Origin of the sequence: Streptomyces sp. NPDC056883 (assembly GCF_042788835.1) — a bacterium.
In the GTDB taxonomy this organism is placed as follows: domain Bacteria; phylum Actinomycetota; class Actinomycetes; order Streptomycetales; family Streptomycetaceae; genus Streptomyces; species Streptomyces stoeckheimensis.
In genome coordinates this window covers 58,563-71,136 of the sequence record NZ_JBHUBS010000005.1, presented here as the reverse complement: position 1 = coordinate 71,136, position 12,574 = coordinate 58,563, and the positions used below count along the sequence as shown (strand labels likewise).

Sequence of the window (12,574 nt, the reverse complement as noted above, 5' to 3'; positions counted from 1 at the left end):
CCCCTGCGGACCCCCACGGACCCCTACGGACCCACCTCCGGGCCCTCTTCCGGGCCCGCGTCCGGGTCGGAGGCCCGCTTGCGGCCCGGACGGGACACGGCCGTCTGGGCCATGCCCGGCAGGAAGTCCGTGAACAGCTCGTGCACTTCCCGCACCAGCGGCCGCAGCACGCGGAACCGGGCCAGGATGATGCCCCGGGTCGTGAGCTGCGCGCCGCGCTGTGCGAGCTTGCGGGTCTTCTCGCTGTCCGGGGAGCGGTCGAAGACCCAGTAGAGGACCAGGCCCATCTGCGAGAGCCACATCAGCTCCGGCAGTACGTCGGCCAGTTCGTCGGGCACCTTGGTCTTGGCCCCCGCCAGCACCTCGCGGTGCATGTCGATCGCCGTCTTGCGGGCCGCCTCCGACTCCGGGGAGAACGGGCTGAGCGGGCTCTCCGGGTCCGCGGCGTTCTTGAAGAACTGCGAGGCGAACTCGTGGTACGGCGCCGCGATGTCCAGCCAGCTGGTCAGGACGCCCGCGAGCCGCTTCTGCAGATCGGTCTCGTGGTCCAGGATCGGCCGGACCGCCGCCAGGTGGGCGGCGCCGATCCGGTCGTAGAACCCCTGGACCAAGTGTTCCTTGGACTCGAAGTAGTAGTAGGCGTTGCCGACCGATACTCCGGCCTCCTTGGCGATACCGCGCATCGTCGTCTTGTCGAAGCCGCGCTCCTGGAAGAGGCGGAGCGCGGTTTCGAGGATGAGCGTGCGGGTCTGCTCGCTCTTGGGAGCCTTCTGATCAGTCACGGCCCCGAGCCTATCGGGGCGCGGAACACTGGTCGTCACAGGCCGGTTCCCCGTCGTTCGCCGAGGAGCCGTCCCGTACCGCCTCGCGCCAGGTGGAGGCGGTGTACATGGCCGCCCTGGCGAAGGGCCGGCCGGCCGGAGTGGCCAGCCAGTTCGCCTTCGGCCGGTGCTCGGCCAGCGCCCACAGACAGACGATGAAGGCGTCCGTGCCGGTCCACACCTGTCCGGAGTCGCCGATGACGGTGATCTCCTTCAGCGTGGAGGCGTGGTCGAGCCGCGGGTACAGCCGCCGTGCCTCGAAGGAGGCGGCGGGGATGAGCCGCAGCGGTACCAGCCAGCGCTGGCCGAGCAGCCAGTGCCGGATGTGCACGCAGAGCGGGCAGTTCGCGTCGTAGAGCACCGTCAGGTGCCGGATCGCGGTCCTGGCCACGGTGATCAGGCCCCGGCGGGCATGGTCCACCCCTGGGGGCCGACCGGCGGGGTCTGCTGACGCTCCATGATGCCCCGGCGGCGCATCTTGTTCAGCACCCAGACGTTGCCGAGGTGCATGACGCCGAGGACCAGGAGCACGACTCCGAGCTTGACCGACAGTGCCTCGAAGAGTCCGCGGGCGGCGATGATCTCGTCGGCCGACCGCAGGTACAGGGTCACGAAGCCGATGTTGACGAGGTAGAAGCCGACCACCAGGAGCTGGTTGACGGCGTCGGCGAGCTTCTCGTTCCCCTGGAGGACGTCGCCGATGAAGACGCGGCCGTTGCGGCTGAGCGTGCGGGCCACCCAGACGGTGAGTCCGATGCTGATGAGCAGGTAGATGACGTACGCGACCACGGTGAGGTCCATTGCCCTCAGCCCCCTTGAACGTGTTCAACTGCTGACAGCACTGACTGTAGACCCATTTTTGAACAGGTTCAAGCGAATGCCCGCGCCCGCCTCGGTCAGTGTTCCGGGAGGACCGTTTCGAGGAGGAAGGGCAGCAGCAACCGGGTGATCTCCTCCGGGCGTTCGAGCGAGGGGAGGTGGCCGGCCCAGGGGAGTTCGAGATGTGCGGCGCCGCGGACGAGGGAGGGCAGCTCGGCGGGGATCCGGCGGAAGTCCGCGACGTCGTGGGCGCCACCGACGGCCAGCACGGGCGCGGTGACGGCGGCCAGGTCGACGGCGGGCTCGGGGAGCTCGTGGTCCCCGGTGGGGGACGGCTCCGACCGGAAGTTGGCCAGCTGCATGTCCCGTACGAAGCGGTGGGTGTCGGGGCCGGCCTCCGGGCCGAGCCAGTACCGGGCGTTGAACTCGGCCGCGCCCACCAGGTCCCCGGCGTCGAGCAGGGCGTCCTCGGCGGCCCCGAACTCCCGCAGCTCCGCGCCCGGTACGTGCCCGGGCCGGCCCGGGCACAGCAGCGCCAGCGCGCCCACGCGGTCGGGGTGCAGTGCGGCCAGCGTCAGCGCGACCCGCCCGCCGTAGGAGGACCCGACGAAGGCGGCCCGCCGGATGCCGAGGTGGTCCAGCAGCTCCCGTACGTCCTCGTGGTCGCTGTACGGGGCTTCGGCGGCGGGGGAGCCGCCACAGGTCCGGAAGTCCGGCCGGACCACCCGGAACCCGGCGGCGAGCAGCGGCTGCCACTGCGGCTCCCACATCCGCCGGTCGCACACGGAGGAATGCAGCAGAACGACGGCCGGGGCGTCGGCGGGACCGTCCACATCATGAGAAAGAGTCATCCGGTGATCTTCGTCAGACCGGGCCCCTCCCCGCCACCGGATTGCCGCCCGGCCGGACTCACATGCTCAGCGCGCGCGCCTGGTTGAGCTGGCTCATGACCCACATGTAGGTGCCCGGGTCGACCGCGGGGATCATCGTGGAGTGGTGGCGGCCGGCGCTGTTGACCGTGATCTGGATGTAGCCCGTGGTGCGGCGCTCCTTCATCAGGAGGAAGAGCAGGCCGAGCAGGCAGAAGATGAAGAAGATGATGGCCAGCACGATCGCGTGCGCCGGGATCTTCTCCTCCGTCCGGGAGAAGTCCGTGGCGTTCCAGACCGCGCCCCTGAGGGGCATGGCGCCCGACGGGGTGATGATCTGGTCGCCGGCGATGGTGATGTCGCCCAGGGAGAGTCCGGCGGCCGGGTACCCCATGGGCGCGCCCGCCGTCGGCGGCATCTGGGCCGGAATGCCCGCTCCGCCGATGGTGGGCTGGTAGGCCGGGGGCTGGGGGTAGGGCTGCGGGTAGCCGTAACTCGGAGTCCCGGGACCCCACTTGTATTCGTCGCCTTGGCCCGGGTCGCTCGCGTAAGGGTTCGGCTGCTGCTCACTCATGTGCCCGATGATTCCACAGGCTTCGGCGGGCCAGTAGGGCGATTGCCGGTACGCAGAGGGCCCCGCCCCCGGTGCGAACACCGGGGACGGGGCCCTCGTACGTCAAGAACTAGAAGCGGCGCGTGATGAGGGCGCGCTTCACTTCCTGGATCGCCTTCGTGACCTCGATGCCGCGCGGGCACGCGTCGGTGCAGTTGAAGGTCGTGCGGCAACGCCACACGCCGTCCTTGTCGTTCAGGATCTCGAGGCGCTGCTCACCCGCCTCGTCGCGCGAGTCGAAGATGAAGCGGTGCGCGTTGACGATCGCCGCCGGGCCGAAGTACTGGCCGTCGTTCCAGAACACCGGGCACGAGGACGTGCACGCGGCGCACAGGATGCACTTGGTGGTGTCGTCGAAGCGCTCGCGGTCCTCGGCGGACTGCAGGCGCTCGCGCGTCGGCTCGTTGCCCTTGGTGACCAGGAACGGCATGACGTCCCGGTACGCCTGGAAGAAGGGCTCCATGTCGACGACGAGGTCCTTCATCACCGTGAGGCCCTTGATGGCCTCGACCGTGATCGGCTTCTCCGGGTTGATGTCCTTGATCAGCGTCTTGCAGGCGAGCCTGTTCTTGCCGTTGATCCGCATCGCGTCGGAGCCGCAGATGCCGTGCGCGCACGAGCGACGGAAGGTGAGCGTGCCGTCGAGGTCCCACTTGATCTTGTGGAGACCGTCGAGCACGCGCTCCTTCGGGTCGATCTCGATCTGGAAGTCCTGCCAGGTCGACTCGTCCGAGATCTCCGGGTTGAACCGGCGGATCCGGAACGTGACCGTGATGAACGGCGAGGCGGCGGCCGCCGCCTCCATCTGGTCCGTCTTGCTCAGGGTCGGGGTGGCCATCAGTACTTACGCTCCATCGGCTGGTAGCGGGTGACGACGACCGGCTTGTAGTCCAGGCGGACGGAGTCCTTGCCGTCGTCGCCGACCTCGCGGTACGCCATGGTGTGGCGCATGAAGTTGACGTCGTCGCGGTTCGGGTAGTCCTCGCGGTAGTGACCGCCGCGGGACTCCTTGCGCGCCAGCGCGGACACGGCCATGACCTCGGCCAGGTCGAGCAGGTTGCCCAGCTCGATGGCTTCCAGCAGGTCCGTGTTGAAGCGCTTGCCCTTGTCCTGGACGGACACGTTCAGGTAGCGCTCGCGCAGCTCCGCGATCTTCTCGACCGCGGTCTTGATCGTCTGCTCGGTGCGGAACACCATCACGCAGGCGTCCATCGTCTCCTGGAGCTCCAGGCGCAGGTCCGCGACCCGCTCGTTGCCCGTGGAGTTGCGCAGCCGCTCGACCTGGTCGATGACCTGCTGCGCCGGGTTCTCGGGCAGCTCGACGTAGTCGTGGGCGTGGGCGTACGCGGCGGCCGCGATGCCCGAGCGCTTGCCGAAGACGTTGATGTCCAGCAGCGAGTTGGTGCCCAGGCGGTTCGCGCCGTGCACCGACACGCACGCGACCTCGCCGGCCGCGTACAGGCCCGGGACGACGGTGGTGTTGTCCATGAGGACCTCACCCTCGACGTTCGTCGGGATGCCGCCCATGGCGTAGTGCGCGGTGGGCTGGATCGGGATCGGGTCCGTGTACGGCTCGATGCCCAGGTAGGTGCGCGCGAACTCGGTGATGTCCGGGAGCTTCGCGTCGAGCTGCTCCGGCGGCAGGTGCGTCAGGTCCAGGTACACGTGGTCACCGGCGGGACCGCAGCCGCGGCCCTCACGGATCTCGGTGTAGATGGAGCGCGAGACGACGTCACGGGACGCGAGGTCCTTCATGACCGGCGCGTACTTCTCCATGAAGCGCTCGCCGTCCTTGTTGCGGAGGATGCCGCCCTCACCGCGGGCGCCCTCCGTCAGCAGGATGCCCATGCGCCAGATGCCCGTCGGGTGGAACTGGAAGAACTCCATGTCCTCCAGCGGCAGGCCGCGGCGGTAGCAGGCCGCCTGGCCGTCACCCGTGAGGGTGTGCGCGTTGGAGGTCACCTTGAAGAACTTGCCGGTGCCGCCCGAGGCGTAGATGACGGACTTCGCCTGGAACACGTGGATCTCGCCGGTGGCGAGCTCGTACGCGACCACGCCGGCCGACTTCTTGACGCCGTCCTCCTCGACCAGGAGCTGGTCCAGGACGTAGAACTCGTTGAAGAACTCCACGCCCTCCTTGACGCAGTTCTGGTAGAGCGTCTGGAGGATCATGTGGCCGGTGCGGTCCGCGGCGTAGCAGGACCGGCGGACCGGCGCCTCGCCGTGGTTGCGGGAGTGCCCGCCGAAGCGGCGCTGGTCGATGGTGCCGTCCGGGGTGCGGTTGAACGGCAGGCCCATCTTCTCGAGGTCGAGGACCGCGTCGATGGCCTCCTTCGCCAGGATCTCGGCGGCGTCCTGGTCGACCAGGTAGTCACCGCCCTTGACCGTGTCGAAGGTGTGCCACTCCCAGTTGTCGTCCTCCACGTTGGCGAGCGCGGCGGCCATGCCGCCCTGCGCCGCGCCCGTGTGGGAGCGGGTGGGGTAGAGCTTGGTCAGCACGGCGGTGCGGCTGCGCTTCGTCGACTCGATGGCGGCGCGCATGCCTGCGCCGCCCGCCCCGACGATGACGGTGTCGTACTTGTGGATCTTCATTGGTTTCGCCTCAGCCCCGTTGCCTAGCGGATGTTCGGGTCGAAGGTGAAGATCACCAGCGTGCCCAGAAGAATGGTGAACACCGTGGCGGTGTAGAGCAGGCCCTTGAGCCACAGACGCGTGTTGGCGCGCTCCGCGTAGTCGTTGATGACGGTACGCAGACCGTTCGCGCCGTGCAGCATCGCGAGCCACAGCATCAGCAGGTCCCAGCCCTGCCAGAACGGGGAGGCCCAGCGGCCGGCCACGAAGGCGAAGCCGATCTTGGAGACCCCGCCGTCCAGCACGAGCTGGATCAGCAGGTGGCCGAGGACCAGGACGACGAGCACGATGCCCGAGAGGCGCATGAAGAGCCACGCGACCATCTCGAAGTTGCCGCGGGTCGAGCGCGGCGTCTTGCTGGTGCGCTTGCGCGGGGCTTCGATGTACGGCGCCGGGTTGTCGACGTCGTAGAGGGAAACGCCCTCCACGTCGCCGATGGCCTGGGCGGAAGAAGTGTCAGAAGACATGCGTGTCACTTCCCGAACAGTTCGAGGTACGCGTGTCCGAGGACGGGGTACAGGGCCCCGACCATCAGCACGACCCAGATGCCCACCACGGTCCAGAGCATCTGCTTCTGGTAGCGGGGGCCCTTGGACCAGAAGTCCACGGCGATGACACGGAGACCGTTGAGCGCGTGGAACAGGATTGCGGCGACGAGGCCGTACTCCAGCAGCGCGACGATCGGAGTCTTGTAGGTAGCCACGACATCGTCGTACGCCTCAGGTGAGACGCGGACGAGAGCGGTGTCGAGGACGTGTACGAACAGGAAGAAGAAGATGAGGACGCCGGTGACTCGATGAGCCACCCAGGACCACATTCCTTCCCGGCCGCGGTACAACGTTCCAGCCGGCACGGAAAACCCTCCGGAAGCGGGGCGGGGGCCAGCCGGCTTCTTTGTCGGTCGGGCCCGGCCGGGTACGGTCCTCCGGCCCCGGACATCGTAGCGACGCTTTGTCGGTTCCCTCGCGCGGGGGCCATCGGTGTGATCAAACAGGCACGGACGGACTATCCCACAGGGGCGAATAGCCCGAATTCGGCAGCAGATACCCCATCCGCCGAGGTCAGCCAGTGTGTCAGGTCGGCGAGCCGGACCTGCGCGACGCGACGGAGCTCGTCCGCGGAGATCGCGCGCTCTTCGTCCACGTCCAGCTCCATCCGCCGCCGGATCGCGGCCAGCAGCTGGTCCGCCTGCTCCGCCGGGGTGGTCCCGTCGAGGCAGATCACGAAGGCGTGGCCGAAGGACCGCTCGTACTCCCCGTGCGCCGCGTCGAGCGCGAGGACCGCGGCGTACGCGGCCCCGTGCTCCAGCTCCGGCGGGAACTCGCAGGCCAGTGCCTCGGAGAGGTCCGGCTGGGAGAGGTCGTACGAGGCCTCGTCCGCGGCGGCGAGTAGCGCGCCGAAGTCGGGGTAAGGGCGGTGGGCGGCCACCCGGTGGGCCCAGCGCCGGCTGCCGCAGCAGTGCAGCAGGGCGGAATGGGCTGCCTCGGGGGACAGGGCGTTGAACCGCGCGAGCCCGGTGTCGTGAAAGGGGTCGGCGTCGTGGAGGGAGGGGGAGCCGTGGGAAGGGTCGGAGCCTCCGCGGGCCTGTGCCGGAAGGTGGCTGGACAGCGGGGGGCTCCTCGTGGCGTGGCGCGGGTGTCCCGCCACGCTATCGACGCGGAGCCGGGTGTGTCGTACCCATTCCGGGTTTTCACCCGGAAGTGAGCCGAAAGGATGACGGGAGCGCGTGTCGGACCAGGTGCGGGGCCGCTCGGGGACCCCTCGGGGGGCCGGGGCATCATGGCCGTGAGGACGGCGGAGGACACCGGGAAAGGGGGAGGGCGACCGAGGCCGCCACCCCCCACAGGAGAGGCCCCGGCCGCCATCCGTCGCGGACTCGTGCGACAAGCCCGCACCCCTGTCAGCGTCTTCGGTGCGTTTTGTGTCACACCTCGCTCCGCGCAGGGATGGTTGCGCGTTGTACAACTCGTGGACGAAGGTGCTTGAAAGCCGTAACGTGCTGATTTGCGCCACACAAACGGGACTGTGAACGGGTTGGGGATTTTGCTGGGGGACGACGCGGAGCTGACCACCGCGGTGCTCGCGGCACAAGACGGCGACGAGATCGCGTTCCGTTCTGTGTACCGCGCCGTGCACCCGCGCCTGCTCGGATACGTCCGCACGCTCGTCGGGGACGGCGACGCCGAGGACGTCACCTCCGAGGCCTGGCTGCAGATCGCCCGCGACCTCGACTCCTTCACCGGCGACGCCGACCGCTTCCGCGGCTGGGCCGCCCGCATCGCCCGCAACCGGGCCCTCGACCACATCCGCATGCGCGGGCGCAGGCCCGCCGTCGGCGGGGACGAGACCGAGCTGACGGGCCACGCCGCCGAGTCCGACACCGCCGGCGAGGCCATGGAGTCCCTCTCCACCTGCCGCACGATGGAACTCATAGCCCAGCTCCCGCAGGACCAGGCCGAGGCCGTCGTCCTGCGGGTGGTCGTCGGGCTGGACGCCAAGAGCGCGGCCGAGACCCTGGGCAAGCGCCCCGGCGCGGTGCGCACCGCCGCGCACCGGGGCCTGAAGAAGCTGGCCGAGCTGCTCGACGAGGCCGTCGACGGGGCCTTCGACCCCGAGGCCGACCCCGACGCGGGCATCGGCTCCGGCATCGGCTCGGCCGTCGGCGCCGGGCGGGGGCGCCGCCTCGGCGATAATGACGGGAGGAGCGCACGGGGCGCCGGGGGCGGGCGGGACCTCGACGCCGTACCGGCGCAGCGCGCCCGCGCCGCGGGCCTCGTAGAACAAACCGGTGTGACGGATTCACGTTGGCGGACGCAGAAGGACATGTGATGGCCGACGAGCGCGACAGGTGGCTGGACAAAGCCGCGGCGGACAGACTGCTGCGCGGAGAACCGGCCGCACCTGGCGCCGAGCACTACGTCCACGCCCGGGCCGAGCGGCTGCGCGCCGCCCTCGACGCACTCGTCGAGACGCCGCCCCCGCCCGGCGCCGACGCCGACGGGCTGCCCGGGGAACTGCGAGGAGAGGCCGCCGCGGTGGCCGCGTTCCGCGCGCGCGGCTCCGTGCTCCGGGCGGAACTGCAGACGAGGGCTCCGGACGCCGCGCTGTTCGGCTCCGCGGACACGGTGGTCGAGCTCGGTGCTCCCGCCGGCCCGGCCGCACCGGGACGCCGGCGCGGGCGGCCGGTCCGCTTCGTCCTCGCCGCCGCGGTGGCAAGCGTCGCCGTGGGCGGTCTGGCGGCCGCCGCGGGCACCGGACTGCTGGACCGGGACTCCCGGGACGCCGCCGGTGGGCTGCCGGCCGCCTCGGTGACGGCCGGACCCTCCTCGACTGCCTCGGTGCACGGCCGCTTCGCGGCACCCCTCGCGCCGCCCCTCACCACCGCGCCGCACGACGGCGAGGGCCAGAGCGGCAGTGCGAGTCCGGGAACCACCCCGAGCACGGGGGGACGTACGACGACGGGACCCGGCGACGCCGCCGGGACGACCGCCGGTACCGGCACGGAAGCGCCCGCGAGCGGCCCGACCGGAGGCAAGGACGGCCGGGACCGGTCCCGGCCGGGCGGCGTCGACGGCATGAAGACGGACCCGCCCGACGGTTCGGACCGGGACAAGGGGAGCCGCACCGGAGCGGTGGAGCTGTGCAAGGACTACCGGTCGGGGCGGATCGACGAAGCCCGCCGGGAGAAGCTCGTGCGCCTGGCCAAGGGGCTGATGCGGGTCCCGCGCTACTGCCAGGGAGTGCTCGACGTGGCCACCGGCGGGGGATCGAGCGGAGAGGTGCCGGGTTCCCCCACGGTCCCGGGATCCCCGTCGCGCTCGCTGGGGCTGGACCCGGCCGGGACGGCTTCGCGGAAGGCCCCGGACTCGGGCCGGAGCCGCTGAGGACCGGGTACCGGACACTGGCCTGAAACGGTTCACGCCCCGCCTGTAACACTTTTCGAACCGGTGGCGCAGTACATAACGAGCCGACTGGTCATCGGCCGCGCATGAGCCGGGGTTCCCCCCGTACCCCTGGGCTCTGCGCAACTGGCGCGGGCGGGATTCGTTCCCCCGATCCCGCCCGCGCCCTCAACTTCCCACCTCCGACGCCCGGACGGGTTTTCCCCCCTCCGCCCGGCCGCCTGTGCGTCACCAGTAGACGACGACCTTGTCGCCCACCTGCACCGCGTCGAACAGCGTCGCCAGTTTGGCCTTGTCCCGGACGTTCACACAGCCGTGCGAAGCGCCGGCGTAGCCGCGGGCGGCGAAGTCCGCCGAGTAGTGCACGGCCTGGCCCCGGCTGAAGAACATCGAGTACGGCATCGGCGTGTGGTAGATCGTCGACGTCCAGTCCTTCGCCTTCCACTCCACCTTGAACTCGCCCTCGCGGGTCGGGGTGTTCTCCGAACCGAAGCGCACGTCCAGGGTGTACTGGGTCTTGCCGTCGATCATCCAGGCGAGGGTGCGGCTCTCCTTGCTGATGCACATCACGCGGCCCGTCATGCAGCGCGGGTCCGGAGCGTCGGGCTCGTTGACGGTCGGCGGGCGCAGCTCGTCGGCGGTCGGCTTCTTCGTGGAGTTCTGGATCTTCTTCCAGGTGGCCTCGTCCACGCCGCCGGTGGCGGCCAGTCCGTTCTTCGACTGGAAGGACTTGACCGCGGCGGTCGTCTTCGATCCGTAGAAACCGGTCGGAGCGACCGTCATCAGCTTGAGCTGGCGCAGCCGGGCCTGCAGTTCGCGGACCAGCTCGCTGTCGTCGCCGTTCGCCATGACCTGCTTCACGGTCGGCGAGGGCGAGGCGGAGGCGGAAGGCGAGGACGACGTGGACGGGGAAGCCGACGGCGAGGCGTCGCCCGGCTTGGCGTCCGTGGACGGCGAGGCGTCGGGAGAGGCGACCGCCGTGGGCGATGCGGGCGCGGAAGAACCGGAGCCCGTGGCATCCGTCTTCTGCGGTCCGCAGGCGGTCGCGGCGAGCGCGACGGCGGTGGCCAGGCCCAGTGCGCGGATTATGACTTTCTGGCGGTGCATTGCAGTCCCCCGATTTCTACGTGTGTATCTAGGTGATGCCACGTGGGCGTGGTCAGTTGCAGGGACGGCCGCGATGTTGCGCCATTGTGACCAGCGGCCGCCGCGCGGCCGCCGCGGGGACGTTTTATCAGCCCCGGGCACCTCGTAGCCACGAAGGAGCGCGTCACATGGAGCGGCACACCGAGAGCGGGGTCCCGATCGCGCCCGTCTACCGCCCGGAGGACCTCGCCGGCTGGGACCCCGGGACCGAACTGGGGGAGCCGGGGGAGTACCCGTACACCCGGGGCGTCTACCCGACCATGTACACCGGACGGCCCTGGACCATGCGCCAGTACGCCGGGTTCGGTACCGCCGCCGAGTCCAACGCCCGCTACCGGCAGCTCATCGCGGGCGGCGCCGCCGGGCTGTCCGTGGCCTTCGACCTGCCCACCCAGATGGGGCACGACTCCGACGCCCCGCTCGCGCACGGCGAGGTCGGCAAGGTGGGCGTCGCGATCGACTCGGTCGAGGACATGCGGGTGCTGTTCGACGGGATCCCGCTCGACCGGGTGTCCACGTCGATGACGATCAACGCACCGGCCGCGCTGCTGCTCCTGCTCTACCAACTGGTCGCCGAGGAGCAGGGGATCGATCCCGGTCTGCTGACCGGCACGGTCCAGAACGACGTGCTGAAGGAGTACGTCGCACGGGGGACCTACATCTTCCCGCCCGGCCCCTCCCTGAGGTTGACGGCCGACGTCTTCCGCTACTGCCGGGCCGAGCTCCCCAAGTGGAACACCATCTCCATCTCCGGCTACCACATGGCCGAGGCGGGGGCCTCGCCCGCGCAGGAGATCGCCTTCACGCTGGCCGACGCGATCGCCTACGTGCGCACCGCGCTGGCCGCCGGGATGGAGGTCGACGACTTCGCGCCCCGGCTGTCGTTCTTCTTCGTCGCCCGCACCACCCTCCTGGAGGAGGTCGCGAAGTTCCGTGCGGCCCGGCGGATCTGGGCCCGCGTCATGCGCGAGGAGTTCGGGGCCCGGGACCCGAAGTCGCTGATGCTGCGCTTCCACACCCAGACCGCCGGGGTGCAGCTGACGGCGCAGCAGCCCGAGCTCAATCTCGTACGGGTCGCCGTGCAGGGCCTGGCCGCCGTGCTGGGCGGCACCCAGTCGCTGCACACCAACTCCTTCGACGAGGCGATCGCGCTGCCCACCGAGAAGTCGGCCCGCCTCGCGCTGCGGACCCAGCAGGTGCTGGCGTACGAGACGGACGTGCCGCACACCGTCGACCCCTTCGCGGGGTCCTACGCGGTGGAGCGGATGACGGACGAGGTGGAGGCGGCGGCGCTCGACCTGATGGCGCGGGTCGAGGCGATGGGCGGGGCGGTGGCCGCGATCGAGGCGGGCTTCCAGAAGGAGGAGATCGAGCGGAACGCGTACCGCATCGCCCGGGAGACCGAGAGCGGCGAGCGCGTGGTGGTCGGGGTCAACCGCTTCGCGCTGGACGAGGAGGAGCCGTACGAGCCGCTGCGCGTGGATCCGGCGATCGAGGACCGGCAGCGGGCGTCCCTCGCCGCCCTGCGGGCGGGCCGCGACGGGCCGGCCGTGGACGAGGCGCTGGCGGCGCTCCGGGAGGCGGCGGCGGGCACGGAGAACGTGCTCTATCCGATGCGGGAGGCGCTGCGGGCCAGGGCCACGGTGGGGGAGGTGTGCGGTGCGCTGCGTGAGGTGTGGGGGACGTACGTTCCGGCTGGTGACGGTGGCTGATTGCGATGTGGTCCCGATCCTCGGAATCCACTGGCGCGACAGGTGTGTCCTTATGGGACAC

Annotated in this window: 14 protein-coding genes; 3 read left to right on the top strand and 11 right to left on the bottom strand. The window is 70.4% G+C overall.

Annotated features, from left to right (window positions below):
• Positions 1 to 23: 23 nt before the first annotated feature.
• The 10 genes from ACFRU2_RS14945 to ACFRU2_RS14900 all read right to left on the bottom strand — a co-directional run bounded on the left by ACFRU2_RS14945 (position 24) and on the right by ACFRU2_RS14900 (position 7,400).
• On the bottom strand, positions 24 to 782 hold the full coding sequence (locus tag ACFRU2_RS14945; RefSeq protein ID WP_375956788.1) for a TetR family transcriptional regulator: 759 nt from the start codon (positions 780 to 782) through the stop codon (positions 24 to 26).
• A 10-nt stretch (positions 783 to 792) separates the two neighbouring features.
• Positions 793 to 1,242, bottom strand: a complete 450-nt coding sequence (locus ACFRU2_RS14940) for a thiol-disulfide oxidoreductase DCC family protein (protein ID WP_382972009.1) — start codon at positions 1,240 to 1,242, stop codon at positions 793 to 795.
• Positions 1,218 to 1,622, bottom strand: a complete 405-nt coding sequence (locus tag ACFRU2_RS14935; RefSeq protein WP_382972007.1) for a hypothetical protein — start codon at positions 1,620 to 1,622, stop codon at positions 1,218 to 1,220. Before ACFRU2_RS14935 ends, ACFRU2_RS14940 begins: the two co-directional genes overlap by 25 nt.
• A gap of 95 nt (positions 1,623 to 1,717) precedes the next feature.
• Positions 1,718 to 2,491 (bottom strand): alpha/beta fold hydrolase, encoded by a 774-nt coding sequence (locus ACFRU2_RS14930; protein ID WP_382972005.1) that lies wholly within the window; start codon positions 2,489 to 2,491, stop codon positions 1,718 to 1,720.
• Positions 2,492 to 2,549: 58 nt separating this feature from the next.
• A complete protein-coding gene (locus tag ACFRU2_RS14925; RefSeq protein WP_382972003.1) occupies positions 2,550 to 3,083 on the bottom strand; it encodes a hypothetical protein in 534 nt (177 codons plus the stop codon).
• Positions 3,084 to 3,192: 109 nt separating this feature from the next.
• Positions 3,193 to 3,960: a succinate dehydrogenase iron-sulfur subunit gene (locus ACFRU2_RS14920; protein WP_250744036.1), complete on the bottom strand. Its 768-nt coding sequence runs from the start codon at positions 3,958 to 3,960 to the stop codon at positions 3,193 to 3,195.
• Positions 3,960 to 5,714 carry a succinate dehydrogenase flavoprotein subunit gene (gene sdhA, locus ACFRU2_RS14915; protein WP_266880719.1) on the bottom strand — a complete coding sequence of 585 codons (1,755 nt, stop codon included), beginning with the start codon at positions 5,712 to 5,714 and terminating at the stop codon, positions 3,960 to 3,962. The genes ACFRU2_RS14920 and sdhA overlap by 1 nt, the downstream gene beginning before the upstream one ends.
• A gap of 23 nt (positions 5,715 to 5,737) precedes the next feature.
• Positions 5,738 to 6,220 carry a succinate dehydrogenase hydrophobic membrane anchor subunit gene (locus ACFRU2_RS14910; RefSeq protein ID WP_254382517.1) on the bottom strand — a complete coding sequence of 161 codons (483 nt, stop codon included), beginning with the start codon at positions 6,218 to 6,220 and terminating at the stop codon, positions 5,738 to 5,740.
• Between the two features lie 5 nt (positions 6,221 to 6,225).
• The gene (sdhC, locus tag ACFRU2_RS14905; protein WP_266880720.1) at positions 6,226 to 6,606 is read right to left on the bottom strand and encodes a succinate dehydrogenase, cytochrome b556 subunit; all 381 of its coding nucleotides are present in this window, start codon (positions 6,604 to 6,606) and stop codon (positions 6,226 to 6,228) included.
• Between the two features lie 152 nt (positions 6,607 to 6,758).
• Positions 6,759 to 7,400, bottom strand: a complete 642-nt coding sequence (locus ACFRU2_RS14900) for a 2-oxo-4-hydroxy-4-carboxy-5-ureidoimidazoline decarboxylase (RefSeq protein ID WP_382972000.1) — start codon at positions 7,398 to 7,400, stop codon at positions 6,759 to 6,761.
• 396 nt (positions 7,401 to 7,796) lie between these two features.
• Here ACFRU2_RS14900 and ACFRU2_RS14895 point away from each other — a divergent pair, with 396 nt between their 5' ends.
• Together ACFRU2_RS14895 and ACFRU2_RS14890 are read left to right on the top strand one after the other, a co-directional pair.
• Complete coding sequence (locus tag ACFRU2_RS14895) at positions 7,797 to 8,582, top strand: RNA polymerase sigma factor (RefSeq protein WP_382972551.1); 786 nt, start codon at positions 7,797 to 7,799, stop codon at positions 8,580 to 8,582.
• The gene (locus tag ACFRU2_RS14890; RefSeq protein WP_382971998.1) at positions 8,582 to 9,637 is read left to right on the top strand and encodes a hypothetical protein; all 1,056 of its coding nucleotides are present in this window, start codon (positions 8,582 to 8,584) and stop codon (positions 9,635 to 9,637) included. The genes ACFRU2_RS14895 and ACFRU2_RS14890 overlap by 1 nt, the downstream gene beginning before the upstream one ends.
• Before the next feature lie 246 nt (positions 9,638 to 9,883).
• Here the strand turns inward: ACFRU2_RS14890 and ACFRU2_RS14885 are convergent, their stop codons facing one another.
• On the bottom strand, positions 9,884 to 10,762 hold the full coding sequence (locus tag ACFRU2_RS14885) for a peptidoglycan-binding protein (RefSeq protein ID WP_382971996.1): 879 nt from the start codon (positions 10,760 to 10,762) through the stop codon (positions 9,884 to 9,886).
• Between the two features lie 167 nt (positions 10,763 to 10,929).
• On the opposite strand from ACFRU2_RS14885, the gene ACFRU2_RS14880 reads away from it, so the two are divergent.
• Positions 10,930 to 12,513 (top strand): methylmalonyl-CoA mutase, encoded by a 1,584-nt coding sequence (locus ACFRU2_RS14880; protein WP_382971994.1) that lies wholly within the window; start codon positions 10,930 to 10,932, stop codon positions 12,511 to 12,513.
• Positions 12,514 to 12,574 lie beyond the last annotated feature (61 nt).

What these genes read in the sequence shown, in the direction of transcription:
- ACFRU2_RS14885 (WP_382971996.1), bottom strand. Translation starts at nt 10,762, where the DNA reads ATGCACCGCCAGAAAGTCATAATCCGCGCACTGGGCCTGGCCACCGCC.
- ACFRU2_RS14930 (WP_382972005.1), bottom strand. Translation starts at nt 2,491, where the DNA reads ATGACTCTTTCTCATGATGTGGACGGTCCCGCCGACGCCCCGGCCGTC.
- ACFRU2_RS14925 (WP_382972003.1), bottom strand. Translation starts at nt 3,083, where the DNA reads ATGAGTGAGCAGCAGCCGAACCCTTACGCGAGCGACCCGGGCCAAGGC.
- ACFRU2_RS14910 (WP_254382517.1), bottom strand. Translation starts at nt 6,220, where the DNA reads ATGTCTTCTGACACTTCTTCCGCCCAGGCCATCGGCGACGTGGAGGGC.
- ACFRU2_RS14880 (WP_382971994.1), top strand. Translation starts at nt 10,930, where the DNA reads ATGGAGCGGCACACCGAGAGCGGGGTCCCGATCGCGCCCGTCTACCGC.
- ACFRU2_RS14890 (WP_382971998.1), top strand. Translation starts at nt 8,582, where the DNA reads ATGGCCGACGAGCGCGACAGGTGGCTGGACAAAGCCGCGGCGGACAGA.
- sdhA (WP_266880719.1), bottom strand. Translation starts at nt 5,714, where the DNA reads ATGAAGATCCACAAGTACGACACCGTCATCGTCGGGGCGGGCGGCGCA.
- ACFRU2_RS14920 (WP_250744036.1), bottom strand. Translation starts at nt 3,960, where the DNA reads ATGGCCACCCCGACCCTGAGCAAGACGGACCAGATGGAGGCGGCGGCC.
- ACFRU2_RS14935 (WP_382972007.1), bottom strand. Translation starts at nt 1,622, where the DNA reads ATGGACCTCACCGTGGTCGCGTACGTCATCTACCTGCTCATCAGCATC.